The organism is Endozoicomonas sp. NE40, assembly GCF_040549045.1.
GTDB classification, from domain to species: domain Bacteria; phylum Pseudomonadota; class Gammaproteobacteria; order Pseudomonadales; family Endozoicomonadaceae; genus Endozoicomonas_A; species Endozoicomonas_A lisbonensis.
The window spans coordinates 1,587,418-1,614,326 of record NZ_JBEWTB010000002.1 but is presented as its reverse complement, the minus strand read 5'-3'; the positions used below and the strand labels follow the sequence as shown (position 1 = coordinate 1,614,326).

The 26,909-nt window shown below is 48.7% G+C and carries 24 protein-coding genes and 1 tRNA gene; 10 read left to right on the top strand and 15 right to left on the bottom strand.

What is annotated here, in order from left to right; all coding sequences use genetic code 11:
* Nucleotides 1-171: 171 nt before the first annotated feature.
* The 5 genes from V5J35_RS08215 to V5J35_RS08195 all read right to left on the bottom strand — a co-directional run bounded on the left by V5J35_RS08215 (nt 172) and on the right by V5J35_RS08195 (nt 5,296).
* Nucleotides 172-726: a type VI secretion system tube protein Hcp gene (locus V5J35_RS08215; RefSeq protein ID WP_354010786.1), complete on the bottom strand. Its 555-nt coding sequence runs from the start codon at nt 724-726 to the stop codon at nt 172-174.
* A gap of 841 nt (nt 727-1,567) precedes the next feature.
* Nucleotides 1,568-2,326 (bottom strand): SDR family oxidoreductase, encoded by a 759-nt coding sequence (locus tag V5J35_RS08210; RefSeq protein WP_354010785.1) that lies wholly within the window; start codon nt 2,324-2,326, stop codon nt 1,568-1,570.
* Between the two features lie 99 nt (nt 2,327-2,425).
* The gene (locus V5J35_RS08205; protein WP_354010784.1) at nt 2,426-3,034 is read right to left on the bottom strand and encodes an MATH domain-containing protein; all 609 of its coding nucleotides are present in this window, start codon (nt 3,032-3,034) and stop codon (nt 2,426-2,428) included.
* 190 nt (nt 3,035-3,224) lie between these two features.
* Nucleotides 3,225-5,027, bottom strand: coding sequence for a sodium:solute symporter family protein (locus V5J35_RS08200; protein WP_354010783.1), 1,803 nt, complete (start codon nt 5,025-5,027; stop codon nt 3,225-3,227).
* Nucleotides 5,024-5,296 (bottom strand): DUF4212 domain-containing protein, encoded by a 273-nt coding sequence (locus V5J35_RS08195; RefSeq protein ID WP_354010782.1) that lies wholly within the window; start codon nt 5,294-5,296, stop codon nt 5,024-5,026. Before V5J35_RS08195 ends, V5J35_RS08200 begins: the two co-directional genes overlap by 4 nt.
* A gap of 272 nt (nt 5,297-5,568) precedes the next feature.
* Here V5J35_RS08195 and putA point away from each other — a divergent pair, with 272 nt between their 5' ends.
* The gene (putA, locus tag V5J35_RS08190; protein WP_354010781.1) at nt 5,569-8,754 is read left to right on the top strand and encodes a bifunctional proline dehydrogenase/L-glutamate gamma-semialdehyde dehydrogenase PutA; all 3,186 of its coding nucleotides are present in this window, start codon (nt 5,569-5,571) and stop codon (nt 8,752-8,754) included.
* Between the two features lie 55 nt (nt 8,755-8,809).
* Here putA and V5J35_RS08185 read toward each other — a convergent pair.
* From V5J35_RS08185 to V5J35_RS08160, 6 genes are all read right to left on the bottom strand, one after another.
* Nucleotides 8,810-8,885 (bottom strand) — tRNA-Thr (locus V5J35_RS08185).
* Nucleotides 8,886-8,922: 37 nt separating this feature from the next.
* A complete protein-coding gene (gene pilB, locus V5J35_RS08180; protein WP_354010780.1) occupies nt 8,923-10,629 on the bottom strand; it encodes a type IV-A pilus assembly ATPase PilB in 1,707 nt (568 codons plus the stop codon).
* A gap of 154 nt (nt 10,630-10,783) precedes the next feature.
* On the bottom strand, nt 10,784-12,205 hold the full coding sequence (locus tag V5J35_RS08175; protein WP_354010779.1) for an esterase-like activity of phytase family protein: 1,422 nt from the start codon (nt 12,203-12,205) through the stop codon (nt 10,784-10,786).
* A 136-nt stretch (nt 12,206-12,341) separates the two neighbouring features.
* Nucleotides 12,342-13,043, bottom strand: coding sequence for a TVP38/TMEM64 family protein (locus tag V5J35_RS08170; RefSeq protein ID WP_354010778.1), 702 nt, complete (start codon nt 13,041-13,043; stop codon nt 12,342-12,344).
* A gap of 3 nt (nt 13,044-13,046) precedes the next feature.
* The gene (locus V5J35_RS08165) at nt 13,047-13,967 is read right to left on the bottom strand and encodes a DMT family transporter (RefSeq protein ID WP_354010777.1); all 921 of its coding nucleotides are present in this window, start codon (nt 13,965-13,967) and stop codon (nt 13,047-13,049) included.
* An 85-nt stretch (nt 13,968-14,052) separates the two neighbouring features.
* Nucleotides 14,053-14,730 carry an energy transducer TonB gene (locus V5J35_RS08160; RefSeq protein WP_354010776.1) on the bottom strand — a complete coding sequence of 226 codons (678 nt, stop codon included), beginning with the start codon at nt 14,728-14,730 and terminating at the stop codon, nt 14,053-14,055.
* A gap of 178 nt (nt 14,731-14,908) precedes the next feature.
* On the opposite strand from V5J35_RS08160, the gene V5J35_RS08155 reads away from it, so the two are divergent.
* From V5J35_RS08155 to V5J35_RS08145, 3 genes are read left to right on the top strand one after another with little or no spacing between them, the layout of a single operon-like run.
* Nucleotides 14,909-15,433: a DUF2878 domain-containing protein gene (locus V5J35_RS08155; RefSeq protein ID WP_354010775.1), complete on the top strand. Its 525-nt coding sequence runs from the start codon at nt 14,909-14,911 to the stop codon at nt 15,431-15,433.
* On the top strand, nt 15,430-15,927 hold the full coding sequence (locus tag V5J35_RS08150; RefSeq protein WP_354010774.1) for a chalcone isomerase family protein: 498 nt from the start codon (nt 15,430-15,432) through the stop codon (nt 15,925-15,927). Before V5J35_RS08155 ends, V5J35_RS08150 begins: the two co-directional genes overlap by 4 nt.
* 41 nt (nt 15,928-15,968) lie before the next feature.
* Entirely contained in the window at nt 15,969-16,658 is a 690-nt protein-coding gene (locus V5J35_RS08145) for an MliC family protein (RefSeq protein WP_354010773.1), read from the top strand.
* 53 nt (nt 16,659-16,711) lie between these two features.
* On the opposite strand, the gene V5J35_RS08140 is transcribed toward V5J35_RS08145, so the two are convergent.
* Together V5J35_RS08140 and V5J35_RS08135 are read right to left on the bottom strand one after the other, a co-directional pair.
* Nucleotides 16,712-17,431 (bottom strand): hypothetical protein, encoded by a 720-nt coding sequence (locus tag V5J35_RS08140; protein WP_354010772.1) that lies wholly within the window; start codon nt 17,429-17,431, stop codon nt 16,712-16,714.
* Between the two features lie 150 nt (nt 17,432-17,581).
* Nucleotides 17,582-17,782 (bottom strand): hypothetical protein, encoded by a 201-nt coding sequence (locus V5J35_RS08135; RefSeq protein ID WP_354010771.1) that lies wholly within the window; start codon nt 17,780-17,782, stop codon nt 17,582-17,584.
* A 77-nt stretch (nt 17,783-17,859) separates the two neighbouring features.
* On the opposite strand from V5J35_RS08135, the gene V5J35_RS08130 reads away from it, so the two are divergent.
* Both V5J35_RS08130 and V5J35_RS08125 read left to right on the top strand, forming a co-directional pair.
* Nucleotides 17,860-19,350 carry a sodium-dependent transporter gene (locus V5J35_RS08130; protein WP_354010770.1) on the top strand — a complete coding sequence of 497 codons (1,491 nt, stop codon included), beginning with the start codon at nt 17,860-17,862 and terminating at the stop codon, nt 19,348-19,350.
* Between the two features lie 2 nt (nt 19,351-19,352).
* A complete protein-coding gene (locus tag V5J35_RS08125) occupies nt 19,353-19,448 on the top strand; it encodes a MetS family NSS transporter small subunit (protein ID WP_354010769.1) in 96 nt (31 codons plus the stop codon).
* A gap of 69 nt (nt 19,449-19,517) precedes the next feature.
* Here V5J35_RS08125 and V5J35_RS08120 read toward each other — a convergent pair whose 3' ends face one another.
* Nucleotides 19,518-20,345: a sulfite exporter TauE/SafE family protein gene (locus tag V5J35_RS08120; RefSeq protein ID WP_354010768.1), complete on the bottom strand. Its 828-nt coding sequence runs from the start codon at nt 20,343-20,345 to the stop codon at nt 19,518-19,520.
* 108 nt (nt 20,346-20,453) lie between these two features.
* A complete protein-coding gene (locus tag V5J35_RS08115) occupies nt 20,454-21,347 on the bottom strand; it encodes a LysR family transcriptional regulator (protein WP_354010767.1) in 894 nt (297 codons plus the stop codon).
* 141 nt (nt 21,348-21,488) lie between these two features.
* Here V5J35_RS08115 and V5J35_RS08110 point away from each other — a divergent pair, with 141 nt between their 5' ends.
* The 4 genes from V5J35_RS08110 (at nt 21,489) to V5J35_RS08095 (ending at nt 26,840) form a co-directional block, all read left to right on the top strand.
* Entirely contained in the window at nt 21,489-22,703 is a 1,215-nt protein-coding gene (locus tag V5J35_RS08110) for an MFS transporter (RefSeq protein ID WP_354010766.1), read from the top strand.
* A 149-nt stretch (nt 22,704-22,852) separates the two neighbouring features.
* Nucleotides 22,853-23,584 carry a DUF4956 domain-containing protein gene (locus V5J35_RS08105; protein WP_354010765.1) on the top strand — a complete coding sequence of 244 codons (732 nt, stop codon included), beginning with the start codon at nt 22,853-22,855 and terminating at the stop codon, nt 23,582-23,584.
* Nucleotides 23,585-23,586: 2 nt separating this feature from the next.
* On the top strand, nt 23,587-26,226 hold the full coding sequence (locus V5J35_RS08100; protein ID WP_354010764.1) for a right-handed parallel beta-helix repeat-containing protein: 2,640 nt from the start codon (nt 23,587-23,589) through the stop codon (nt 26,224-26,226).
* On the top strand, nt 26,226-26,840 hold the full coding sequence (locus V5J35_RS08095) for a VTC domain-containing protein (protein ID WP_354016312.1): 615 nt from the start codon (nt 26,226-26,228) through the stop codon (nt 26,838-26,840). The genes V5J35_RS08100 and V5J35_RS08095 overlap by 1 nt, the downstream gene beginning before the upstream one ends.
* The last annotated feature ends 69 nt before the right edge of the window (nt 26,841-26,909 follow it).

The following is a 26,909-nucleotide window of genomic DNA, read 5'->3' as shown; positions in this document are numbered from 1 at the left end:
GCCGTTATGCTTCGTATCAGTTTTGTGTAAAAGGTCAGATAGCTGGATCAACAGATTAAAGGTGACGTCTGTTTTTATATTCCCGGTTGCAGAGGGTTGTTTTTCTTTCGTATTACAATGTTGCTAGCAGTAGCCGCTTTCGCTGATGCAGTCGTCTACTGCCAGTCATCTTTAGCCCCCACTGTCAACCTTGGCGTGGGATATCACCTTGGCAGTAAGCAGGTCATAGCCAACCTCGCCACCTTCTTTCAACTCTCCCCCTACATCTTCGTGCCAATGTTGGATAAAGATTTTATTGTAAGTGGCCGCCAGGTTCTCTACCGGTTTACCTCCGTCAGTTATATTAATACAGTATTCGACTATTCGAGCCTGTTGTAACTGAATTTGCAGGTAGGTCTGGTTACCTTTCCCCTCACGATCGGGCTTGGTCACAAGAATACTGACCAGGTCGCCCTTATAACCAGGAACGAACATTCGTGACAGGAGGTATTCTGAAGCACGATCCATTTCTCTGGAGAAAGTGACTTCATCCATTGATATCATGCCATGGTCACGGTTCCTGCCGTTTCCAATATCCATGGTTACCAGACGGGTAGCTCCCCAGCTAAGGGTAAATATGGGGAACTGATGGGGGTCTACGCCCTGGGTGATCTTGTCACCCCCGGTGATAGAGGCAGTTCCCACTTTGGGTTGAAGTTGACCCCATGTTATAAACATATTGGCCATAACGATTGTCCTCAAATTTCAGTTTACCGGACTTCCAGTCAGGGGAGTTTACGATGTGATGACTGGAAACTAGTGCAGCCAGGCCTTGATATCCATACAGTCATCCCCGCGCAGGCGGGAACGACGAAGCTATTTTTGCAGGGGATTTAGCGCTTGGCTGCACTAGTCTGGTTGGACTTGTACTGCAATTACGATTTTTTTATTCGACCATTATAAATCATCAGTCTAATCTTTTTTTCCAGCTTCAGCGTTATTCTGTCGGCATAAAATTGTTTAATAAGGAGGGGCTTATGGCTAGGCTGGGTTTCCGCAGTCATGGATTTAAACGACAAAAGACTTTTTATTGTCTGGTTGTTACCAACTCTGGACTGGCCTGAACTTTTCGCATTCCGGCTTGCACAGGGTTTGTGGTTTTTACGTTTGTCACAGTTGTCGGTTAGTGGTTTTTGTCTATCTGTGCATAAGTAAGTTATTCAGTATTTGTTAACAGAAACACTGACCAACACTCTGAATTACCTGTGGATAAGTGTTCAATAGATTATAAATACTGGGTTAAAAGCGGTTGGTTAAAAAATAGCCAGATAAAAATAAAGTTAAAAATTTAACTGGGTTGAATAGTCGTAGTTGTACGATGTGAGCCACTATTTTTGAACAATAGTTGTCGTATAAGAAGAGAGCAACAAAGTCCTTTAAAGCGATCTTCTGACATTCACCCCATGTATCGAATGCCAGAAGACCTCTCAGGACTGACGAAGCTAAGTATTATTGAATTCAGCTGACAGTTTGATGTCACAGATCAACTTTTTGTGACATTTTTCCGAAAGTTTGATGGTATTGAATGTTATTTTTTGCGATCAACCGCAAAGCCTGCCCAGGCCTGTTGTGTGGGCATTATTTCCAGATTGTTGATATTGACATGAGCAGGGCGGTTTGCAATCCAGAACACCGTGTCAGCTATATCGTTTGCAGTCAAAGGTTGCATGCCTTCATAAACCGAGTCGGCTTTGGCCTGGTCTCCTTTAAAGCGAACAACAGAAAATTCAGTTTCAGCCAGCCCCGGCTCAATATTGGTCACACGTACGCCACTACCCAGCAGGTCACAGCGCAGACTGAGTGAAAACTGTTTAACAAACGCCTTGGTGCCACCATAAACATTACCGCCAGGATAAGGCCAGGTGCCTGCTACTGAACCGATATTAACAATACTGCCACTGTTGTTTTTCTTCAGAGCCGGGAGCAGGGCATGGGTCATCATAACCAGCCCCTTGATATTCGTGTCGATCATGGTCATCCACTGTTCCGTGTCGCACTGGTCAGCCGGCTCGGTACCCAGCGCCAGGCCAGCGTTGTTAATGAGCGTGTGAATATCGCTGAAGGCTTCTGGCAGTTCTTTAACCGCTGCCCGGATGGCTTCCTGGTCTCTGACATCCAGGGTAATGGCGTGTACTTTGCAGTGTTGCTGTAATTCTTCGGTTAACGTGTCCAGTCTTTCCTGACGGCGACCGGTAATGACCAGATTCCAGCCATCTCTGGCAAAACGCCTTGCGCAGGCTTCACCAAAGCCTGAAGTCGCACCGGTAATAAAGACTGTATTTGGCATACGTGTTTTGCTCCTTTTTTCCGCTTATGGCTGTCTGGAAGCCCGATTATAAAGCTACCTGACTTTTGCCTGTTGTATGATAAACGATTAGCCCCAGATTTAATCAACCTTAACCTGGATATAGAGAGTATCGTCTTTGATGAACTGTTTGTCGTCCATACAGCAGAAGGAACACAATGGCAAAAAAGTAGGAATGCCAATAGGGGGGTTCATACTACTTTCAGGTTTTTGAAAAGAGGTGCTCTGCGGATTTGAAAAAAAGGCGTCAGTCTCATTACCGACATTCGCCTGGTCAATGAGTGTCATAGTGATTTTTTTCTGGAAAGGCCACGACAGAAACTCGTCGTACTCACCCTTCATAAGAACAAAAAAGAGAGACAAATGGGTTCGTTCACCAAGGCCGTCACCATTCAGGTAAAGCTTTGCACGAAACTGGTATCCGAAAGGGGAAGTGTACATGGGAGGGCTGTAGATCGAGGTTTGTTTGCCCGTTATAGCATCCTGCTTTTTCTGTGTATAACCCTCAATTTTCCATAACAGCCTGCCATTATGGTGCTTGTGGACAGATGCTTTGGCATGGGCCAGTAATTTGAGAGCGGTAATCCTTTTCTCAGCTTCAGAAAAGGCAAAACAGTTTGAACTCAGAAGTAAGTTGGCAAACAAAGCAAAGCAGCAGCCCGTCAGCATTTTGAACAGCCTGATCTTCATACCGAACACCATGTAACAAGTTAATGGGGGCAACGTTCGTTTCTCAGCGGCAGAAACTGAACTTTAACCAAGAATAAAGTAGCAAAGATCCGGAGGCATGGTATTTGAGGCGAGCAGGTTATACAGCAGAAGGCGGAAAGCAGAAAGGGAAGCATGTGCTTCCCTTTCTGGCAGGTATTAAAGAGCTAAATTAGCTCACACTGTCAGCCGGACGGCTGGAGAGACCTTCTTCAACCGGTGCGCCTGCGCCGCTGGGAATGCGGATATCTTCAACCATATCCTGAACTTCTCTGGGCGGAGCTTCGGTCAGGTGACAAACAACCATGGCAATGCTGAAGTTAATCAACATACCCAGAGTACCAATGCCCTCCGGAGAAATACCAAACAGCCAGTGATCCGCCGTATTGGCAGCCGGATTAATGAACTTGAAGTACACGATATAGGAGAAGGTAAACACCAGGCCAGCGATCATACCGCTGACAGCACCTTCCTTATTCATGCGCTTGTAGAAGATACCCAACAGGATCGCCGGGAAGAACGACGAGGCTGCCAGTCCAAACGCGAAGGCGACCACTTGGGCAACAAAGCCCGGAGGATAGATGCCAAACAGACCCGCCACCACAACAGCCACTGCAGCAGCCAGACGGGCGGCGAGCAGTTCCTGCTTGTCGGTAATGTCGGGCATCAGGTTCTTCTTCAACAGGTCGTGGGAGATCGAAGTGGATATAACCAGCAGCAGGCCTGCGGCTGTGGATAAGGCCGCTGCCAATCCACCGGCGGCAATCAGGGCAATCACCCAGGCGGGGAGTTGAGCGATTTCCGGATTGGCCAGAACCATGATGTCGCGGTCAACGTACAGTTCATTGGCGTTATCCGTCACAGTGTTGTGAACCAGACGCTGACCATGCTCACCGCGTTCGTCAGTAAAGCCCGGCTTGCCAGCCATGGCAGCACCGGCGGTGTACTGAATCTTGCCATCTTCGTTCTTGTCCACCCAGGCGATCAGGCCGGAGTTTTCCCAGTTTGAGAACCACTCTGGCAGTGTTTTATAGGAGCTCTCGCTGACGGTGTTCAACAGGTTGATACGCGCAAAGGCTGCAACGGCAGGAGCGGTGGTGTAAAGAATCGCAATAAACAGCAGGGCGTAGCCAGCGGATTTACGGGCATCGCGAACCGTTGGGGTTGTGAAGAAACGGACAATAACATGAGGCAGGCCAGCGGTACCGACCATCAGGGCCATCGTGATAAAGAAGACGTCAATGGTCGATTTACTGCCGCTGGTATACTGGTCAAAACCCAGTTCGGCAGAAAGGCCGTTAAGCTTTTCAAGCACCGACATGCCTGTGCCTGAGACTTCACTGCCAAAGCCCAGTTGTGGAATGGGATTTCCGGTAATCATTATGGAGATGAAAATAGCTGGCACCATAAAGGCGAAGATCATGACGCAATACTGAGCCACCTGCGTATAAGTAATGCCTTTCATGCCGCCCAGAACCGCATAGAAGAAGACAATCCCCATCCCGATAATAACACCCAGGGTAATGTCCACTTCCAGATAACGGGAGAAGACAATACCTACACCGCGCATCTGACCGGCAACATAAGTGAAGGAAATAAAGATAACGCAGATCACGGCCACCATGCGGGCGGTCTGACAGTAGTAGCGTTCACCAATAAAGTCCGGCACCGTGAATTTGCCAAACTTGCGCAGGTAAGGGGCAAGGCACATCGCCAGCAGTACATAACCACCGGTCCAGCCCATCAGGTAAACCGCACCGTCACGGCCGATAAAAGAGATGATACCGGCCATGGAAATAAACGATGCCGCCGACATCCAGTCGGCTCCGGTTGCCATACCATTTGCAACAGGATGGACGCCTTTTCCGGCCACGTAATATTCTTTGGTGGACCCGGCTCTGGACCAGATGGCAATGCCTATATAAAGGGCGAAGGTTGCCCCGATGAAGAGGTAGGTCAGCATGGCTGTACTCATGATTCTTTGTCCTCTTCATAGACATTGTATTTGTGGTCAAGCACATTCATGCGCCAGATGTAGAAAAAGATAATGGCAACGAATGAGAAAATGGACCCCTGCTGGGCGAACCAGAATCCGAGCGGGAAGCCGGAGATAGTTATTTTGTCGAGCTGGTCGACAAAGAGGATGCCGCAACCGAATGAGACGACAAACCAGATCACCAGAAGGCTGAGTAACAGCCGTATGTTTTCTTTCCAGTAGGCATGAGCCACTTGTTTATCTTGCATAGGGCGCTCTCTTGTTTTTCTTCTTATTATTATTGTGGAAACGGCCTTAACACTAACAGGATGCGGGCATTCCGGCTTTAAGACTTTAGGCTAACTTGTATTGCTCATGGCTGTTTGGGCTCATCTCGTCTTGCTTTCCTGTCATATTGAGAGCGCCTGTTTTCAGCCAGACTAGGCAACACTCAGGATTTTGTGCATTATCTGCCTTGAGTGTTGGCATTCAGGGTAATCAGAAAAGGATTTTCCACGGCTTATAAGTGAGAGATAACAACATGCTCAAAGCTTGCGACGCGTTTATTCCCGATATTCTTGAATCAGGCCCCGCCCGGTTGTGGCGCCATATTTCTCCCCACTACTGTATTGATGAGTCGACCTGGCTGGCGGAGTTGCTGGAAGAGGTCAGGCCAACCCCGCAGGAACTGAGGGTTGTCTCGCTGAGAGCCACGGAACTGGTTGAGAAAGTCCGTGAGCGCAATGATGCTATCCACATGATTGATGCCCTGCTGTTGCAGTACAGCCTTGATACCAGAGAAGGTATTTTGCTGATGTGTCTGGCAGAGGCATTAATGCGAATACCTGATGCTGAAACGGCTGATGCGCTGATAAAGGACAAGTTAAGCGTTGCTGACTGGAACAGCCACCTTAGCCAGAGTGAATCGCTGCTGGTGAATGCTTCCACCTGGGGCTTGATGCTGACCGGTAAGGTGGTCACCCTTGATCGCAACGAAGACGGTTCTTCGTCCGGTGTGATCAATCGGCTGGTGAATAAAATGGGTGAACCCGTAATTCGACAGGCCGTTCACCAGGCCATGAAGATTATGGGCAAACACTTTGTTCTGGGACGAACCATTACAGAAGCCCTGAAAAACGGTCGCAAAGCTATGGAGCAGGGCTATACCTATTCGTTCGATATGCTCGGTGAAGCGGCGCTCACCGCAGATGATGCAGCGCGTTATCATGGAGAATACCTGGCTGCGATCAGGGCTGTGGGAAAGCTTTCTCAAAAGGCAATATCTCAAAAAGCAATGTCTCCACGCCCCTCCATTTCCATCAAACTGTCTGCATTGCACCCCCGCTACGAAGTGTCTCAGAAAAACAGGGTCATGACCGAGCTGTTTAGCAGTGTGCTGGCTTTGATTCAGGTGGCCCGGCAGCTGGATGTTGGCATCACGATTGACGCAGAAGAACAGGACCGACTGGAACTTTCCCTTGAGCTGTTTGAAAAACTGTATACACACCCGGACTGTGTCGGCTGGGGAGGCTTTGGGCTGGTGGTTCAGGCTTATGGCAAGCGGGCATTGCCGGCACTTGTCTGGCTGGCGGGTCTGGCCAGAGAGCAGGGGGATAAAATTCCGGTCAGGCTGGTAAAAGGGGCTTACTGGGACAGCGAAATCAAGTTGTGCCAGCAACAGGGTCTGGATGGTTATCCGGTTTATACCCGTAAAGAAGCGACTGATGTTGCTTACCTGGCCTGCGCCCGCTTTCTATTACAGGATTTCGTACAGCCTCTGTTATTCCCGCAGTTTGCGAGTCATAACGCTCATACCGTTGCTGCCATTCTCTGTATGGCGGGAAGCCGGAAGATTTATGAATTTCAACGGCTTCACGGAATGGGAGACGCTCTTTACAACACGGTTATGCAACAGGAGTCGTCAGATGTGCGAATCTACGCGCCTGTTGGCAGTCATAAAGACCTTCTGCCCTATCTGGTCAGGCGTCTGCTGGAAAACGGGGCGAACTCATCTTTTGTTCATCGTCTGGTGGATGCGAAAACCCCGGTGGCAGACCTTGTTCAGCATCCAGCTGAACGGTTGCAGCAGCATTCTGTACTGGCCAATGATCGTATTCCCCTGCCAGAAGCCATTTTTGGCAGCGAGCGGGTAAACTCCAGCGGCATTAATATTGATATTGAGCATGAGTGGGCATCCTTCAGTGGCGGTGTGCAGAGGTATATGACCCGGCAGTGGAAAAAAGGTCCCATCATTGGCGGTCAGCCACATGAAGCCACAGCGGTCGCAAAAGTAGTGAGTCCATACCGACGGCAGGAAACCGTTGGCGCCGTTCATTGGGCCGGTAATGCCGAAGTTGAAATGGCTCTGGATAAAGCAACCCATGCCTTTAACCGCTGGAACCGGACGGATGTTAATGAGCGTACTGCCTGTCTGGAACAGCTCGCAGATCTGCTGGAAATACACCGGGACGAACTGGTGGCGCTTTGTCATCGGGAAGCCGGTAAAACCATTCATGATGCGATTGATGAAATTCGTGAGGCCGTTGACTTCTGTCGTTATTATGCGGTGCAGGCTCGGGAAAAATTCGGTGCGCCCATGGTAATGACCGGACCAACCGGAGAGTCGAATGAGTTGTACCTTTCGGGTCGCGGTGTTTTTGTCTGCATCAGCCCCTGGAACTTTCCTCTGGCTATTTTTCTGGGGCAGGTCACGGCGGCGCTGGCAGCGGGTAATACGGTGATTGCCAAGCCTGCTGAACAGACCGGGTTGGTTGCCGCCAGGGCGACTGAGTTAATGTTGGAAGCCGGGGTGCCGGGCGATGTTATTCATCTGCTGCCGGGCGACGGGGCAACGGTGGGTAGCCATTTAGTCGCTGATCCACGAGTTGCCGGGGTTGCCTTTACAGGGTCTACTGAAACAGCCCGACTGATCAATCAGACCCTGGCAAACCGGCAGGGAGCCATAGTGCCATTGATTGCGGAAACCGGCGGCATGAATACCATGCTGGTGGATTCAACGGCACTGCCTGAACAGGTGGTGCAGGATGTGATTCATTCCGCCTTTGGCAGTGCCGGGCAGCGCTGTTCTGCCTTACGGGTTTTGTATATTCAGGACGATGTTGCAGAACGGGTTATTCAACTCCTGAAAGGCGCTATGAAGGAGTTGCTGGTGGGTGATCCTGCACACCATGAAACCGATATTGGCCCTGTTATTGATGCTGATGCCCTGGCGGGCCTTGAACGTCATGTTGCGAAAATGAAGAAGGAAGCCAGGCTGATTGCTGAAACGCCGTTGTCAGACGACTGTGCTGATGGTTACTTTGTTGCGCCTGTCGCTTTTGAAATTAATAGTATTTCACAGCTGGAACGGGAGCAGTTTGGCCCGATACTGCATGTGATTCGCTACAAGGCTTCAGAACTGGACCGCATTCTGGATGATATTAACGACACTGGTTATGGATTGACCCTGGGCGTACATACCCGCAATGAGGCTTCTGCCTGTTATATTGAGGAACGCCTGAAGGTGGGGAATGCTTACATTAACCGCAACCAGATAGGTGCTGTGGTCGGGGTTCAGCCTTTTGGTGGGCAGGGGCTGTCAGGTACAGGACCTAAAGCGGGTGGGCCACATTATCTTTACCGGTTTGCAACTGAGCGAACCCGTACTGTTAATACGACGGCTGTCGGCGGTAATGCAACATTACTGTCGCTGGGTGACAGCCATTAAAAAAGTATAAAAACAGACAGCTTCCCGGCTGTCTGTTTTTATAGTTCGTTTTAACTGGTGCCGACGAGAGGACTTGAACCCCCAACCTTCGCATTACGAATGCGCTGCACTACCAGTTGTGCTACGCCGGCTTTAATCGCAAACTTCAACTTATATCACACGCAGTGATTAATCCAGCGTTACCCGGTTAACTTCTTCCAGACTGGTGATTCCCTGGAGCGCCTTGAGCAAGCCGGACTGCCGGAGATCGTTAAAACCTTCTTTTCTGGCCACTTTTGCAATCTCCAGCGAGTTGCCTTCTTCCATAATGACCTGTTGCATGGATGGCGTAATTTTTACCACTTCATAAATACCCACCCGACCTTTATAGCCTTTGCTGCATTGTTCGCAGCCCTGGGGGCCATAAATAACAGCCTCGTCGGCCTGCTCTTCGGTAAAGCCTTCTTCCAGCAGTGTCTCTTTGGGAATGTCGACTTCCTCTTTGCAGTTGGTGCAGAGACGTCTTGCCAGGCGCTGTGCGATGATAAGACTGACCGAGGTTGCAATGTTGAACGACGGCACTCCCATATTCTGCAAACGGGTCAGAGTTTCCGGCGCACTGTTGGTGTGCAGCGTTGACATCACCATGTGACCCGTCTGGGCTGCCTTGATAGCGATGTTGGCGGTTTCCAGGTCCCGGATCTCACCCACCATGATAATATCAGGGTCCTGTCGCAGGAATGCCCTTAACGCCTGAGAGAAATCCATGCCCTGCTTGGGGTTTACGTTTACCTGGTTAATGCCTTCCAGGTTAATTTCCACAGGATCTTCTGACGTGGATATATTACGTTCCGGGGTATTCAGAATATTCAGGCCGGTATAAAGCGATACGGTTTTTCCTGATCCGGTAGGGCCTGTGACCAGGATCATGCCCTGCGGTTGCTCCAGGGCTTCAAGGTACATGGCTTTCTGTTCTTCTTCGTAACCCAGAGCATCAATTCCCATCTTGGCACTGGACGGGTCCAGAATACGCAGTACGATCTTCTCCCCCCAGAGGGTTGGCAGGGTGTTGACCCGGAAATCAATGGCTTTGCTTTTCGACAGCTTCATTTTTATCCGGCCATCCTGAGGTTTGCGGCGCTCTGAAATGTCCATGGCCGACATGATTTTTAGTCGGGAGGCAATTCTTGGAGACAGGGTGGCTGGCGGCTTGGCGACTTCGTGCAGAACACCGTCCGTTCGAAAACGCACCCGGTAACTTTTTTCGTAAGGCTCGAAGTGCAGGTCGGAAGCGCCTCCCTTAATGGCGCTGAGCAGCATTTTGTTAACAAATTTTACGACTGGCGCATCGTCTTCTGCAGAACCACCGTAATCCTCGGCTGCGTCTTCGACAGCGCTGACCTCCAGGTCATCAAGGTTCTCAAACTCATCATCATCAAAATCACTGAGCGAGTTATCACCACCTTCTATAACCCGGTCAATAAAAGCTTCCATCTTGTTTTCTTCAACCAGAACAGGCTCAGCAGCAAGTCCTGTGTTAAAGCGAATTTCGTCAATGGCCTGATGATCAGCAGGATTAACAACGGCAACAAACAGGCGGGTTCCGCGTTTGATTAAAGGCATCACCTTGTGCTTGCGGACAAGTTTCTCATTGACGAGGTCTTTTGGGACATTTTCAGGATCGAAAGCAGTCAGGTCCAGAACCGGAATGCCAAACTCTTCAGCGGTTACAAGAGCCAGCTGTGGATAGGTAATCTGTTTATCTTCAATCAGTTGCCGGGACAAGGTTTTGCCGGACTGTTCAGCTTTTGCCTGAGCAGACCGAACCGCATCTTCATTAACCAGCTGATTGACCACAAGACGTGCGGCCAGGCCGTTCAGGGGAGTGTCTGCCATTGTGGTTCCATTGTTATTCTGTTTTAAGAGCTGATATCGCAAAACTGTTAATTACTATATCAGCAGAGTTCTGGTGGGGTTAAGTAGTTTATTGGGCTTTAAGGTGGGGTAGTCAAAGAGAGCAGGGCTACCGGAAGATAGCCCGTAACGTTGATTATTGGTCAACAGTCAGAAAAATAAGTTTGGTGACATCGCCTTTTCCGGCGTCATTATCGTTAACAAGAACAATGGTTTCTTTTCCATCTATTTCAGGGCCTTTAGTAATGCCTTCAATGTTCATGTTTTCGAACACATCCTTTTCAGTGGCTTGCAAGGTACTGAACAGCAGGGCTTTTTTTACTACTCGTTTTGTACCCATCATTTCAGGAGTCAGCCTGGCCTGCTTTGTCACATGATATTGCTTTTCCAGATTCAGGTTGACCTTGTAAATCTCCACAATTGAGACAGGCTTTTCAGGTTCAAACCTTTTCCGGGCAGCCTGATCCTGTGGAGCAAAGGTAATCCGGGTTCTTTCAACAACCAGTATTTCCGAATCATTCAAAGCGAGAACATCCGAAACACCTGTTTTTATGGTGGCTGTTGCATCCTGAGTGTATTTATCTGGCATTCGGGCAATGCCATATAGAAGCTCTTTTTTTACAATCGGATAGAACTGGGAACCATCACGGAATTCATCCAGTGTCAGATGAATGATCCGGCAGGGGGGAGGTATGGGGGGGCGATCTTTGTCTGCGGGGAATGCGGCTTTCCAGGGGGCTATATCCTGACGCAGAGGCATTTCCGTGATGGCGATGACTTCGTTGGTGCCGGGTATAAAATCGATACTTTCTATTCCCCGGTTTCTCTGCAAGCCTTGATTCTCACTCGTTGCCCAGTCATAAGCGTTCATCACAGTTTCAGGGAGCAGATAACTCAGGGTTGATCTCAGCAAAGGCGTGTTGTAGTAAGAAGGAAGATAATAACGCTGCGTCAGTATTCCGAAGTCCCGGTCAACCCTCAGTAGTGAAGCTGCTACGTCGACGTCTGGAACCCGGAATGCGTTGTAGATGTCCCAGAGCCGTTGCATTCTGAAGGTTTTGGCCGGGTATGTAGCGCCCTGCTCAGAAGAGATCAGAAGGTCTGTGCTGTTGTTAAATAAAGCAAGCCCCTCGGTATCAATATGCCCGTCCTGAATCCAGTTTTTACGACTGTTCCATTGATACTCATCAGGCTCAACCGTTAAATGAGTTTCGTCTATAAAGCTTGAGTTCAGCGCAGATACCTGCTCCTGAGTCGATACATTAAGAGCATTGAGAACCGCCTGACCAGAGAGCGTATAGAAACGAGGCTTACCGATTTTTTCATACAGGTTAGGAATAACTCCGGTGTCATCAGACACGATGATGAACTGGTCTGACTTCTTATCATAACGAAGGGAAGATATGCCGAGAACGGGCTGATCTTTCGTATAATCCAGTAAGACGGTTCCCCTGTATGTGTACTTGTTTCCCGGAGGTTTTTTCTGAGAGGCGGCGGCACTGACCATCTGAGTTTGTAACAGAAGGAGTAGAGGCAAAAGCCAGATTATTTTTCTCATAGCTTATCGGTATGCACTTTTTACTATGAAAATGCAGTTCTTCAAACTCTGCACCCATTTTCATGCTTCGGAGTGAACTGCACTTTCCGCTCATGGCTGTTTGTGATGGTGATAAGCGTAGTCGAAATTATGCAGGTTAATGATTATTTCCTGATAATATTTGCCGTGCTGTTCTCTGGATAAGCCAGACCAGCCCGCCAACCGACAGAACAGTCAAAAATATCAAAAAAATAGCACTGGAAGGATTGTCGTCAGGGGATTGCAGCAGGTTTATAAGCCCCTTGGCCTGAATGCCCAGCCAGATAGAAAACAGCGTTCTTGGCAGCATTCCAAAGAACCCGGCGACCAGAAAGGTATTGAACCGGACTTTTATCGCAGGCATTAACAGGTTCATAACGGAAAAGGGCAGCACGGGGGATAGTCTCACCATGATCATCAGGGGCCATTCCTGAAGACGCAGCCCATCAAGAAACTGTCGAACTTTTGCCTGCTGGTGAAGGCTTCTGAGAAGGCGTCCGCCGTCCAGAAACTGGCCGGCTTTATAACCCAGCGCCGAGGCCAGAAGGTAGGCTGCCAGCATAAATGCCGTGGCGTCCCAGCCAAGGAAATAACCACTGATCAGGGCAATAAAGGTGCTGGGTGTCATGGCCAGTGCCATGGTTATTGCACTCAGCAGGTACAGTGGCAGCCATTGCATAGTATCTAGCCCAAGCAGCCATGACTCGTTGTGAAGTAGCAGGGCGGCAGCCAGTGAGCTGAACACCAGAGGCATGCAGCTCAACAGGCCGAGGCCCAGAAGGCTTTTCCTATTGTCTGTCAGAAAGGCGCGGATTTTCATAGGTCAGTATTTCTGCTTTGCCTCGCAGAAAGTGTCTATGGCTGCCGCGTTTTTTTCCGGGAACAGATCAAGCAGTTGTTGATAGCGGGTTATCAACAGAGCAGCCAGAATAATCAGGCAACCGGCGATGTTACGGCCGGTCAGTGATTCTCCAAGCCATAAAACACTCAGCAGTGATGTCCATACCGGTTCCAGAATCATGATGACTGCTGCATAAGTGGGGTTGGAGTATTTAAAGCCCCAGGTCTGTAAAAAGTATCTCAGGCTGGTAGCCAGCAGAACCGAAGCGGTAAGCCACCACCAGATATCCGGACTGATGCTGGCTGGCAAGGTTTCAAACAGGCTGAAACCCAGCAGTCCGACCATTCCGACCGTCAGCAGTTGAATGCTGGTCATTGGCAAAGCCGGTATCCCTTTGCCAAAGTGGCTGAGCAGGTTGATATGCAGGGCAAAAAACAGGGCTGAAGTCAGAAACAGAAGTTGCGCAGGCTCGAACTGCCAGCTGGTGTCCAGTGCCAGCAGTGCCAGTCCGGCACAAGCCAGTGGCAGAGCAATTAAAACCTCTCGCTGGATCGAGGTTCCGAAAAACAGTCGGCCGACAAAAGGCACCATAATCACCAATGTGCTGGTGATAAAGGCACCTTCGCTTAACTGTTCTGACAGACTGATCGCCGTCACCCAGATAGCCAGGCCAATGGCCTGAACCAGTCCGGTCTGGGTTGCCATAAGAAGCTGCTTACCAGAAAGCTGCTTTAGCTGCTTTGTGCAAAATAACAAAACCACCAGGCCAGCACAGGTAAAGCGCAGTCCAAGAAACAGAAGTGCAGGCATCCCTCCGGTTGCCATTTTGGTAAATATCCAGCCGGCAGCGGCCAGAATAGTTGTCAGAAAGACAACAATATCGGCTTTATTGGTTTGAGTCATTCGGGTGACGCTTGTTAGAAGTCGTTGGAGCCCGACATCATATAGTACTAACGTTCATCTTTATATTTGAAAAAGTACCGGGGCTTCAGGGCTGTCTGAGCTGGTAGTGGACAGTCAGATGAACAGTAACAGGGCTGTCTTTGTGAGTCCGTGACGCAGGAAAAGCATTTCGAATGGCTCTGAGAGTACTGTTGTGAAACACTTTTCTGCCACGGGTAATCTCAGCTTTAATCAGCGAGCCATCCGGATTCACTTCCAGCATGACTTCAACGCTTCCGGACAGGTTTCGACGTCGAGCCTGGTAGGGGTAGGTTTTGTTCTGGTTAATAGCGTGTTGTAACGTTGCCAGCCACTGTTCAAAGTCGCTGGCCTGACTGGGTGCTTGTGACGGGTAAGCGTCTGGTTTTGAGGTTTCAGGTGACATGGCGGTGAGAGGGACGGCTTCTGCAGGCATTCTCTGCCGTTCTGCTTCAACCGGTTCTGCTATTTTCCGGGTTCGGGAAACAGGGGCAGGACGTTGAATGGTCTGGGTCTTTTGTGGTGCTGGCTTTTTGGATTGTGAGGGGGGAGGAGCGGTCTCTGCTGGTTCCGGTAATTCGGAAACGGATGGCTTTGTCTGAATCGAAACTTCTTTATAAACGGGAAGCGGGTTCAGTTTCAGACGGATGGTTCGGTTATAAGGAGTCAGGTCGGGCTCAGCGGGTTTTGCCCACCAGGCATTATTCAGCAGAATGGCTGCGTGTACCGTAGAAGAAACAAGCAAAAATGAGGCGATGGGTTTAATAATGCCATCCTCATGGCAATGTAAAACGACAGAATTGTAGCGTCACAGAGAGTGGGTGTCTGGAAATAAATTTAACTTTTATGTGAAGCTTGATCTGAAAAGCGATGAGAGCCGTAACGATAAGCAGTTCCTTTAGTGGGCTTAATGGATTGTTGCAATGGAAATGCTCAATGATATGTCTGAAAACGCTAAGATCGTGACTGCCGGAGCAGTGTTTAATCTTTTCTGGCTTGTCACCGTTATTGGTCAGACACAATACATCTGGCTCTCTTGTGGCATGCTGTTGATCAGCTGGTGGTATATTCGCGGCGGATTTCCGTTTGCTGTATCTCTTGCTCTTCCCGGAATAGTGATGGATGTTTCACTGGCCCATATCGGAGTGTATGCCTTTGATGAAGCTTTTCCGGTCTGGCTGGTGGTTTTGTGGCTGGGCTTCTCTACTTTTCTGTGGTGTATTCGAAAGAGTATTCTAGCCAGAGCGCCCGTTATTATCGTTGCTCTGGGATGCGTGGGAGGCACTGTCAGTTACCTTGCAGGAGAGCGGCTGGGCGCAGTGACACTGGCGCTGGGGCTGATGAAGTCGGCAGGAATAGTCGCCATTTGCTGGGTGCTTTTTTCCGTGCTGGCGCTCTGGATGGTAAAAATTTTCGATAAATTCTCATACAAGGATGTTAACCAATGAAACTGATACTTTCGATCTGTCTTATGCTGTTCAGTTTCCAGTCTCAGGCCAGTACTTTAAGCTGGCATGAGTGGCAAACGGTTGGTCAGGGCAAACTAACCTGGGGCTTCTGGACAATCTATGATTCTGAGCTGCGAACACCAACAGGGCATTACGCAGCTGATCAGAAACAGTTAGCCCTGCTGATCACTTACCGGCGGGACATTGACAGGGAAGCCCTTCTGAAGGCGACCAGTGATCAATGGCAGCACCTTGGAATTTCAGATGACCGCCGGGTTTTATGGTTGGCAGAGCTTGAGAGAATATGGCCTGATGTGAGCAAAGGTGATCAGTTGACTTTTGTACTTTCAGGTAGTGGTGGTTTGTTTTTTCTGGCAGGTAAACAGCTTGGTTCCCCCATTGAGGCTGATTTTTCAAGAGCCTTCATTAATATCTGGCTGTCTCCGAAAACGGCATACCCCAAACTCAGGCTGCAGTTACTTGGCAGGAATTAGGTATACTGTGTTCATTGCTTTGCTTACCCCGGAGTATTTCCATGAGTGTTGTGTCTCTGAAACGTTCAGGGGCTTTGACGGCCTGCCTGATACTGGCAGGTTGTGCTTCGTCAACAGCCGTAAATAATAAAACCGAACAGCGCCTGCCGTTGACCAGTAAGGCGGGTTCTGCTTTTTATTATCAGTGTGATAAAGGTTTTGGCTTTCCGGCTCATGGAACGGAAAATACGATCACCGTTGATTTAAAAGATGGCTCTCACACATTAAGGCAAAATCAGGTGGCGTCAGGTTTTCATTACAGTCTTGGTAAAATAAGCCTGCAGGGAAAAGGAGACGAGGCATATTTTAACGATGGTTCCCAACGCTACAAATGCCAGATTGACCGCCGCAAAAGCCTTTGGGAAGACGCCCGTTACCGGGGGGCTGATTTCATTGCCATGGGGAACGAACCGGGCTGGAAACTGGAGCTGAGCCGGAAAGGTGACATGCTGTACGTTGGTGACTACGGCACAGTGTCGTTCAGGATTGCGACTCCGAAATCGAGCCATGCCAATAAAAGTCCCCTCGTATTTGCCGCCAGAGATGCAGAGCACAGCCTCTGGCTGTCGATAGAAGACAAGCCTTGTGTTGATACCATGAAAGGTGATCGCTTTGACGTGAGTGTCAGCCTGGTTGTGGACGGAAGACCTCTGACAGGGTGTGGAATGATCCTGAACCCGCTCTATCCGTAAACACTCAATCGTTTTAAAGCCCGGCTACTTTATAATTCGGCAGGGCTTCCTGGTCACCAGGACTGGCTTTCGCAACCCCTGCCAGAATTATCTGCCGGGTTTCTGCTGTAGCCTTCAGAATGGCTCTGGCTGGTATTGGCTGAGGGTAATATCAACGTTGTATAAAGTGTCCTTTGTGGGCCTCCCATCCCGTGGGAAAATTCGACATGTGGCTGCTGAGGAAAGTAGACTACCGGGCCTCCAATGTATCCATTCCAACGACTTGTCCACCATCTTAAATCTGAACCATCAAATTGATGTAAAGCAGCGGGCAAAAAGCCGCTATTGCCCACCTCAAATGCATTGTTAACAAAGCTGTATGTATGATTGCCGGCGTTATCTAAATAGAGCAACCGGTAATAGGAGGGGGAAGGCTCCTGATCCTCATAAAATTGATAGGGAGTTTCGGTTGGCAGGTCAAAGGAAAAAAAGAAGGTTGGCGCAAAGGTTCTGGTATAATATTCGCCCCTGATTGCCCCAATGTGGAAGGTGCCATAATAGTAGGCGTCTTGAGTGAACTGTTCACTTGCAACCTCTGTTGGCAGCTCGGTTATCCTGTTTAGCAATACTCTATGGCCATTCTCGTCAGCCAGATAAAACGAATATCCATCCAGTGAATGTGGCAGAAGGCCTGTCATATTTATAATGAGATAACCTCTGGTGGTGGGATTATCAGCAAAAATGGAAGCGGTTGAAAAACATAAGACCAATGCAAATACAAACCCGTTGACCATTATGCCGCCTCTGTTCAATTAATAAACGGATATTATAGAGGCTCACTCCTTCCAGGAGCGTGACAGTCATATAGTTTATGATTCAGTAATGGTTTGTTGATACGGATCAATAAACTATCAATGTCGTTTTGTTTATATCGTATCAGCAGCTTACCCGGCTGCGCCCGTCGCATTCCTGTTATGACTGTCACCCAGCATGACCGGAAGTACAGACAAACAGGCATAAACAGCCTTGAGCGAATGAAACATTTTTTCATCACCGAAGGTGACAAAAAAATGTTCACAATAATAAACGCTTTCATTTTTTGCGACACCTGAAGCCAGTAAGGCATACCGCCTGAATCGCTTCATTAACCATCACTTTTTCTCGTACTTTTTCGTGCCAGATGACAACAGGCATGAAAGAGTTTTGCAGTTTCGGAGTAATTATGAAACGAGAACAGTGGGCTTCGCGCACCGGGTTTATTCTTGCTGCAGTCGGCTCAGCAATCGGACTGGGAAACATCTGGCGTTTCCCCTACATGGCTTATGAAAACGGGGGAGGTGCGTTTCTTATCCCTTACTTTGTCGCCATGTTGACGGCAGGTATTCCCTTTATGATTATGGAGTTTGGCCTTGGACACAAAATGCGCGGTTCAGCGCCTAAAGTGTTTGCCAGGCTGTCGGCACCGACGGAGGTCCTTGGCTGGTTTCAGGTGTTTATCGCGGCAGTGATTGCCTGTTACTACGTGGTGATTATTGGCTGGGGCATGTCTTATTTCGGCCTGTCGGTTTCCCAGGGCTGGGGAGCTGATGCCAATGCCTTTTTCTTTGGTGAATATCTGCGTCTGGGCGACCATAGCCCAACGTCTCTGGGTTCATTGCAATGGCATATTGTGGTTCCCCTGCTGCTGGCATGGTGCGTGACTTTCTTTGCAGTATTTACCGGTGTTCGCGGTGGTATCGAACGCTTGGGTAAGGTTATGATCCCGGTTCTGTTCATTATGGTGGTGCTGTTCACCTTACGCGTACTGACTCTGCCGGGTGCAGTGGATGGTCTGAACTGGATGTTCCAGCCGGATTTCAGCAAACTGTCTGATCCCAAAGTCTGGAGCGCGGCCTATGGTCAGATCTTCTTCACCCTGAGCGTTGGTTTTGCCATTATGCTGGCGTACTCCAGCTATCTGCCTGAAAAATCCGACATCAACAACAATGCCTTTATGACCGTATTTATTAACTGCGGCTTCTCTCTGCTCGCGGGTGTCATGATCTTCTCGGTTCTGGGTTATATGGCGGCTCAACAGGGCGTAGGTATTACTGAAGTGGTGAGTGCCGGTGTTGGTCTGGCGTTTGTCACCATTCCTACGGCGATCAACATGCTGCCAATGCCCTGGCTGCTTGGTCCTGTATTCTTTGCTGCCCTGGTGGTGGCTGGCCTGAGTTCACACATTTCTATCGTCGAGGCGGTCACCTCTTCGGTTATGGATAAACTGGGCTGGAGTCGTAAGAAAGCCGCATCGGTTATGTGTGGTACGGGAGCTTTGATTTCTCTGGCCTTTGCGACCAATGGTGGTTTGCTGCTGCTGGATCTGGTTGATTACTTTATGAATAACGTTGCCCTGCTGGGTAGCTGTCTGGTCGAACTGGTTCTGGTTTGCTGGGTGTTCCGGAAGCTGCCAGAGCTGCAGGGCCATATAAACGGTATTTCCGAGTTTACGGTGGGTAGCTGGTGGACTTTCTGCCTGCGCTTTATGAGTGTTGGTATTCTGCTGGTGATTGTGGCGACCAATCTGGTCACTGCCGTAACGGAAAACTACGGTGGTTATGCAACGTCTGACATCCTGTTACTGGGTTGGGGCTTGATGGCGGTGATGCTGGTTCTTTCCACACTGCTGACACAAAGCCGTCCATTATCTTCTAATTTTGCGGCGGAGGCCTGATCATGACAGTTGGCGCAATTTTAATGATGGTGTTTGGGTTTGGTGTAACCGTTGGTGGTGCCAGCCTGTGTATTCGCAAGGCGATGAATAATCAGTAGTTTTCAGAGGGAAAACAAGCGACCATCATTCGGTTTACGTCGAATGCTGGTCGCTTGTTGTTTAAAACTCTATAGATGTCGTACTAACGTTACAGAGGCAATGATGACCATGAGTACGGCAAAGGTTTTTTGAAGCTTAGGCCCGGTAATGTGCTGGCCGATTTGCGAACCTGCCAGCATGCCAATGCTCCCGGCAATGGCTAAACGCATAAGCATATTAAGGTCGGGTAAGGGATTTGAGAGCGTAAAACTGACAAAACCGGATGTACTGACAGCAGTAATAATGACTAACGAAGTTGCAACCGCTTGTTTCATGCTGATTTCTGTCAGGTATAAAAGGGTGGGGATGATCAGAAAACCGCCGCCTATGCCGAATAGCCCGGACAGAAGGCCTGTGACCATTGCCCCAAGGCTGAGCGGGATAAAGCATCTGGCGCTGATTTTATTCCCCGTATTATTGACGAGGCCAGAGCTGGCACAGCTTTCTGAATCGGATATATCCTTAGCGGTACGATCTGAAGTGGCACGAACTGAATAGGTATGATCGGATTGTTTTTCTGCCTGATGCCAGAGCCTTGAGGCAACAATCAAAACCAGTATACAAAATCCCGTTAATAAATAAGCTTCTTCAATAAAATGATTCAGCCAGTTGCCAAGAGGGGCGGTGATCATGCCTAAGGTTAAGAAAATAACAGCAGGCAACCATTGAATTTGTCCGGAAGGCAGCTTATTGATAGCGCCTATAGCTGCGCTGATAGCGACGGCACCCAGTGAAAGACCGATGGCCTGATGCAGGGGAACATGCACGAGTAAAAGCAGTGGTACAGCAAATACTGAACCACCGGCGCCAGTCAGGCCAAGGACCAGTCCAATGAATAATCCAATCAACAGAGTCATGATTCTGGTACAGGTGTAACACGTTATAGTCGGTAAGGTTATGAGATATAACGGTTTTCATTGTAGCGCTTTTCATGCTTGTCAATGGTCAAAATAGTTACCTGCAGGTCATTGGCTATTGACCTCTGTCGTTAAAAAATCAATAAAAGCACGTTCTGCAATCGACAGGTAACCGTTCTTGCGCCAGCTGATGGCGATATCCAGTTTGATCGGTTTGGCAAATGGGATGGGAATCACATCATCCTCGTAGTCGGCGACCATTTTCAGCAGGGCAGTGATGGCAAACTCGTGCCTTACCGTGCTGAGGATCATTGGGAGCAGGTTGGTTTCAAAGGCATACCTGGGGGAAAAGTCATATTTCCTGCACACGGCATCAATGTATTCACGATGAAAATAGCCAGACTTGAACATGGCCAGCTCTTCCTGAAAGAAGTCGTCAAAAGTAAGAACGGATTTCCCGCTGAACCGGTGATGTTTACCCACTACCGCCGTAATTTCAGAATTGAACAGGTGTTTGGACACGAGTTCGTCTTCAACCTGATCACTGCTGACAATGCCCAGGTCAAGTTCTCCCTCAAGCAGCTTTTTCCGGATAGAGTGGCTGCCCGCTTCAACCAGGGTGAGTTTTATGTTGGGGTAGCGGCTTTTAAACGCCATTAATATCTCAGGAAAATAGTAGGACCCCAGCATATTGGGTACGCCCAGTTTTACTTCGCCTTTTTCCAGCCCTTTCAGCTCAGCCATCGCCAGCCTGGCGTCGTCAATCTGTTGCAGAATCCGCTGGGCATGAATCAGTAATACGCTGCCTTCGCTGGTGAGCGTGACGCGCCGTTCATTGTGATGAAGTTCATTCCGGTGAAACAGTTGCATATCAAACTGGTGTTCCAGTTTTTTAATGGCAATGCTGAGAGCCGGTTGGGCAATATGAAGTTTCTGTGATGCTCTGGTGAAATTGCCTGTCTCGGCCAGCGTGACGAAGTAGTGGAGATGACGGGGGTTCATTATTAATCCACCATTGATAATTATTAAAATTGATAATTATTAAAAAAGTATATCGATCTGATATTTATTATATATTTTTATTATTCCCATGGGCTTGTTAGTGTTCAAGGTATTCAAGGAAAAAAAACACTGTTCAGGCTCATGATTGATATAAATACCAGGGAATATCGCCGGGCTCGCTTTGCCCTGGGATTAGGTGGCTTCCTGATCTTCTGTAACCTCTATCTTTTCCAACCATTGCTGCCGGTTATGGCCGAAGAGTTTTCGGTCAGTGCTATCCGGGTGAACTGGCTGGTAGCGGGTGGTTCACTGGCATTATCGATCACGCTGATTCCCTGGGCGATCTGCTCTGAAATTGTTGGGCGATATAGAGTCATGATGGTCAGCCTGTTCCTTCTGCCAGTGGTAGGGTTGTTTGTTCTGGCTGCCGATTCGTTGTTTGCCCTCACCCTCGCCCGGGCTGCCATGGGTGCTGCCCTGGCTGGCTTTGCGGCGGTGGCTGTGGCGTATATGGCTGAGGAGTTCTCGCCGAAGGCTTTGTTAATAGCCGTTGGTGCCTATGTCAGCGCTAACTCTTTTGGGGGGATTACCAGCCGGGTGCTTGGCGGTGTGATCTCTCAGCACTGGGGCTGGCAAACAGCTGTTGTTGTTGTGGCACTGTTCAGTCTGGCAGGGGCTGTTGCTGTTTATCTGCTGCTGCCCGGGGCAAAGCACTTTTCACCACAGCCTGAAGTCAGTCTGCGCGCCCATATACGTCAGGTGATTGCTCATATCGGAACCCCTGAATTGTGGACAGCCATGCTGATTGGTGGCGTTAATTTTGCCCTGTTCGTCAATCTGTTCTCAGTGATGGGGTTACGTCTGGTTGCTCCCCCTTATTTCATGCCAGTCAGCGTTGCTTCCATGATTTTCCTCTGTTACCTCAGTGGTAGTGTCACGGCGCGTTTGAGTGGTCACTGGAAATCAAGATTTTCCGTTTCGTCAGGTATTCTTCTGGGAACTGCTGCCAGCTTTCTGGGAACCCTGGTGGCACTTCATGAAAGTGTGCTGGCAATGATTGTTGGTCTGCTGTTGATTAGCAGTGGGTCGTTTTTCTCGCACTCCATGACCTATGGCTGGGTCAGCCAGAAGGCCACCAAAGCGAAGGCAACAGCCAATGCTTTATATCTCGTACATTATTATGGCGGTGGCGGTTTGGGGGGATTTTACCTGATAGCCTGCTGGGAGATGCAAGGCTGGGCGGGGGTTGTGCTGGGGGGCGGGGTACTCTATATGGTCATTTCTGTTATGGCACTCAGGCTGATGAGGTTTGAGCGGGGAGGGACAAAAGCAGCACGCAATCCTCAAGTCTTTTAAGCCGGATTAAATATTTCTGAAACCTGTCGATACAAGCCCTAGTACACGAATTCACTGTGTTTGACCTGTAGGTTGGGACGAGCGGGCTGTTTATGCCATTAACCCCAACACGGGATAAGAATAAAGGCTTAAGAGAGGAAGGTTGAAGCATGTTGGAATCCGTTGACCCCTTATTGATTTCCTATCTACCACAGGATATCAAGTCTACATTGTTTCCTTATGCCAGTATCAGCCTGGCAGCATTGGCTCTGAACCTGCTTATTGGTTATGCTCTGGCTAACCTCATAGGGATCCATTTCAGGAAATACTCAAAGGCCTTTGGTAATCGAAAGGATTTTTCCAGACTGTTTCCGACTCTGATGTTGTCGATTATTCTGATTATTACCGTTGTTAAGGCTTCTCTGGCACTTGCTCTTGGTCTTGTTGGTGCCTTATCTATTGTACGATTCAGAACCCCCATTAAAGAGCCCGAGGAATTGGTGTATCTCTTTCTGAATATTGGTATAGCGATCGCACTCGGTGCGGGGCAAACGTTTGCCGCTATTGCTGCCTGCTTTATTATCCTTGTGCTATTAATATTTTCCAGAAAGAAGACTGCACAGTCTTTCCATGAAAACGCTCTGTTTCTTTCGGTCAGTTACGCGATGGAAGCTGGCACATCAAAAGAGGCTATTCTTTCCGGCCTGAAGAATGTGCTCATTAATTATGTAACAAGAATGGAACTCAGTCGGCTTGATTTTTCTGAATCAAAAGTTGACGCACTGTTCTTTATCAATGTGGACAGCGCGGGAGAACTGGATTCGATCATGAACGAGCTGAACAACAAGTTTGATCATGTTGAAATATCGATACTTGAACAAAACGATATCTCAGGTCTTTAGCCATGAAGCTACGCCTTGATCGTCGAGCCAGTTTTATTTCCAAAAGAGAGAAGTGGTTTTTTTGGGGAGCGCTGTCTCTGAGTTTGATACTTTTGCTGCCTTCTCTGGATCTGGTAAGGGTGCTGTTGATTCATGGAGGGTACCGTGTATCACACACAAACTCTCAGGATAAAGCCGTTCAGTTTGTCAGTGATGTCACTAAAGCGCCTCAAAAGTTTATTTCAGCAGATCGTGACCACCCGGTTTTGCGGCTGGATATTAAATACAAAGAAATGCGAAAGTTGTCTGAGGATCGAAAGCTGGCAATGGCTTCGGGACGAATTCCTGAAGACAGAAAAACGGCGAAAGGTACTTTGTATTATGGTCGCACGGCTTATAAAGCTGATTTCCGGTTGCAGGGTGACATGCTTGACCATGTCAACGGGTCTGACCGGTGGTCGATACGTGTCAGCTTAAAAAAGGGAAAGGCGATATTCTCGACCTCCCGTTTTGCTTTAATCAGTTCCAGTGTTCGCCAGCACCAGGGGCCTGAGCTGTTCAGGCAGACCATGGAACTGGCGGGTTTTGATATTATCTCGCCGAAGACGATACCCGTGAAGGTCATTGTTAACGGGGATGACTGGGGCGTTATGTTGCTGGAGCAGGCTTTTGGTCAGGACTTGCTGGCAGGAAGCAATAGAACGGAAGGGCTGGTCGTTCGTCTGGATCTGCTGTCTGAAACCACCGATGCCAGTGGTCGGGTGCATCGTGAACTCAAGCCCCGGGTGATTCAAAAAAGTAAAGTGCTGAAAAAAGAGGCGTTGGCGAATCAGCGCAGAGTAGCCATGAGCCTGATCAGCGACTTTCTTAATGGCAAGCGACCAGCAAGTGATGTATTTGATGTTGAAAAACTGGGGCAATATCTGGCCACGGTGGATGTCTGGGGAGCATGGCATGCTCTGACCTGGAATAACTGGAGATGGTATTATAATCCACACAGTGCAAGGCTTGAACCGATTCAGAGTGACGTGGATGTTTCTGTATCACGGCGTATGCGGTTAATGAAGAAGCCCAGTGACGATTCCCTGATCAGTCGGGTAATGCTTTCTGATGAGGCGGTCAATAAAAGTTATCAGACAGCATTAACTCATTTACGAGAGCAGATCGATTCCGGGTCTCTGATCAGCGAGCTTCAGGAAAAGCAGGAAGAGTTCACACGTCAGCTTTATTTAAGCTCCCCGTTACTGGGTGATTATGACCTTGCTTTGATGAAAGAGCAGGCCGATTGCCTGAATACAGATTACAAGAACGAACCTTGTTCACAGTTTCGGGGTTTAGGCCCGGATTTGCATTTGCCAATGCAGTCGATGGACGTCGTTCTGCCCTGGGAGTTCAGGACATCCTATGATTCTGTGAATAGTGAACCGGTTTTATCGATATTCAACCCTGATGCCCGTCCGTTAAAAGTGCGTGAGGTGAAGTATGTATACCCTGATGGTCGTGAATTAGCGATTGAGCCCGACATTATCGGCTTGCCCAGGCAGGTAGCTACTGGTGAGCGTCTGAGGATTTCCCTGCCTGAAGAAGCCAGACTATTGAATGTGCTTGCTTCTTATCCAAAGGAAAAGAAAGAAACTCATTCATTTATTCTTAATAAGGGGGCTTTGTCGTTTATACCTCGCCCTTCCGAATCCCCGGCACTGAAAAAATACCCATTTATCAAGAGCCTGCCTGATGGCTGGGAAATCCGGGCTGGAAAATGGCAGATTGATGACTATCTGGTGACTCCGGCAGACTGGAAAGTCACGATTCAACCAGGTACTGAACTTTCGTTTTCGGAAGGCTCAGGGTTAATGGTATTTGGTGAACTCACTGTCAACGGGACTGAAAATAGCCCTGTCAAATTCAGTAAACAACCTCAAAGTGATGCCTGGTCCGGCTTAACGGTTTTTGGTAGCGGCTCGGTGAAAAGCAGCAAGGTCAGCCATTTACAGGTGACAGAAGCCCGGAATCCAAAACTAGGGTTCTGGCGACCAAGGGGTGCTGTTTATTTTATTAATCAGAATGTTGTGATCGACAATCTGACCATTCAGGACAATCTTTCCGAAGATGCCCTGAATATCATTAACAGTCAGGTTGATATCAATCGGCTGACGATCCGAAATGCCCTCTCTGATGGCTTTGATTGTGATTTTTGTGAAGGGAAGGTCAACGACAGTCAGTTCATCAATGTCGGTCTGGTGTCGGGCGGTGATGGTCTTGATACCAGTGGCTCGGTTGTGACGATTAGCAACAGTTATTTTGAGGGCATCAGCGATAAAGCGATCTCTGCCGGAGAGGCGAGCCAGTTGACGGTTGAGGACAGCACGATAAAAAACAGCAATGTTGCAATCGCTGTAAAAGACCGGTCTGAAGTGATAGCCAGTAATGTAACCCTTGAGCGCATAAAAGAGTATTCGCTTATGAGTTATACCAAAAAGCCTATTTTTGGTCCGGCTTCATTAATCGCGAACGATATTTCCTGCGTCCGGTTTAACTGCGTCGATAAGGCACTGGTTGAAAAAGGCAGTGTCATGACGATTGATGGTGATGCTTTGGGCTCTGAAGATGTGAATATAAAAGCATTGTACAAAGGCATCATGAAATCGGAAAAGCCAAAGTAATGGATGAATTCAGGTTTGAAGTTAAAATTCCAATACCAATGACGCAGGCCCAGAGGTTTCAGGTATGGCTCAAGACCCATCCTCTGTTGTTTTCAACTCACTATGCTCCGAGGGTTGTTAATAGCCTGTATCTGGACAGCTGTGATCTGGCTATGTATGAAACAAATCTGAATGGGATTAGTCAGCGGAAAAAAAATCGCATACGCTGGTATGGAGATATTGATAACGGCAGCAGGGCAAAGCTGGAATTCAAGCTGAAAAAATCAGGTAAAGGGCGCAAGATAATCTTTGATGCGCCTCTTGATTTACAGCAGGAAAACAGCAGCTGGCGTACGGTGTTAAGAGATTGTTACAACCAGTTGCCCGAGGAAGCACGGATAATTCTGGGTAATGGTGTGATGCCTGTTCTGATCTGCTCTTACAGCAGGGAATATTATCTTTCAGCCTGCCAGAAAATCAGAGCGACCATAGACAGTAATATTGTCGTTTATGACCAGCGTTACAGCGATCGGCCCAATCTGATCCAGTCTCAGCCTTTAGGGCAATATTATTTGCTGGAGCTAAAGGCGGCCGGAGATTTTGAAAATGAATTGTCTGATTTGATGGGAACCTGACCCCATGATCGCTTCGCGACATTCCAAGTATGTTACAGGCATACGTAAACTGATCTGGAAATAATCCTG

Bases quoted from the DNA above. Each gene is read 5' to 3' on its own strand.
- V5J35_RS08155 (WP_354010775.1), top strand. From the start codon at position 14,909: ATGGAAATGCTCAATGATATGTCTGAAAACGCTAAGATCGTGACTGCC.
- V5J35_RS08175 (WP_354010779.1), bottom strand. From the start codon at position 12,205: ATGAGAAAAATAATCTGGCTTTTGCCTCTACTCCTTCTGTTACAAACT.
- V5J35_RS08120 (WP_354010768.1), bottom strand. From the start codon at position 20,345: ATGACTCTGTTGATTGGATTATTCATTGGACTGGTCCTTGGCCTGACT.
- V5J35_RS08130 (WP_354010770.1), top strand. From the start codon at position 17,860: ATGAAACGAGAACAGTGGGCTTCGCGCACCGGGTTTATTCTTGCTGCA.
- V5J35_RS08125 (WP_354010769.1), top strand. From the start codon at position 19,353: ATGACAGTTGGCGCAATTTTAATGATGGTGTTTGGGTTTGGTGTAACC.
- V5J35_RS08140 (WP_354010772.1), bottom strand. From the start codon at position 17,431: ATGGTCAACGGGTTTGTATTTGCATTGGTCTTATGTTTTTCAACCGCT.
- V5J35_RS08110 (WP_354010766.1), top strand. From the start codon at position 21,489: ATGATTGATATAAATACCAGGGAATATCGCCGGGCTCGCTTTGCCCTG.
- V5J35_RS08100 (WP_354010764.1), top strand. From the start codon at position 23,587: ATGAAGCTACGCCTTGATCGTCGAGCCAGTTTTATTTCCAAAAGAGAG.
- pilB (WP_354010780.1), bottom strand. From the start codon at position 10,629: ATGGCAGACACTCCCCTGAACGGCCTGGCCGCACGTCTTGTGGTCAAT.
- putA (WP_354010781.1), top strand. From the start codon at position 5,569: ATGCTCAAAGCTTGCGACGCGTTTATTCCCGATATTCTTGAATCAGGC.
- V5J35_RS08135 (WP_354010771.1), bottom strand. From the start codon at position 17,782: ATGAAGCGATTCAGGCGGTATGCCTTACTGGCTTCAGGTGTCGCAAAA.
- V5J35_RS08165 (WP_354010777.1), bottom strand. From the start codon at position 13,967: ATGACTCAAACCAATAAAGCCGATATTGTTGTCTTTCTGACAACTATT.
- V5J35_RS08200 (WP_354010783.1), bottom strand. From the start codon at position 5,027: ATGAGTACAGCCATGCTGACCTACCTCTTCATCGGGGCAACCTTCGCC.
- V5J35_RS08215 (WP_354010786.1), bottom strand. From the start codon at position 726: ATGGCCAATATGTTTATAACATGGGGTCAACTTCAACCCAAAGTGGGA.
- V5J35_RS08095 (WP_354016312.1), top strand. From the start codon at position 26,226: ATGGATGAATTCAGGTTTGAAGTTAAAATTCCAATACCAATGACGCAG.
- V5J35_RS08105 (WP_354010765.1), top strand. From the start codon at position 22,853: ATGTTGGAATCCGTTGACCCCTTATTGATTTCCTATCTACCACAGGAT.
- V5J35_RS08170 (WP_354010778.1), bottom strand. From the start codon at position 13,043: ATGAAAATCCGCGCCTTTCTGACAGACAATAGGAAAAGCCTTCTGGGC.
- V5J35_RS08210 (WP_354010785.1), bottom strand. From the start codon at position 2,326: ATGCCAAATACAGTCTTTATTACCGGTGCGACTTCAGGCTTTGGTGAA.
- V5J35_RS08115 (WP_354010767.1), bottom strand. From the start codon at position 21,347: ATGAACCCCCGTCATCTCCACTACTTCGTCACGCTGGCCGAGACAGGC.
- V5J35_RS08195 (WP_354010782.1), bottom strand. From the start codon at position 5,296: ATGCAAGATAAACAAGTGGCTCATGCCTACTGGAAAGAAAACATACGG.
- V5J35_RS08145 (WP_354010773.1), top strand. From the start codon at position 15,969: ATGAGTGTTGTGTCTCTGAAACGTTCAGGGGCTTTGACGGCCTGCCTG.
- V5J35_RS08205 (WP_354010784.1), bottom strand. From the start codon at position 3,034: ATGAAGATCAGGCTGTTCAAAATGCTGACGGGCTGCTGCTTTGCTTTG.
- V5J35_RS08150 (WP_354010774.1), top strand. From the start codon at position 15,430: ATGAAACTGATACTTTCGATCTGTCTTATGCTGTTCAGTTTCCAGTCT.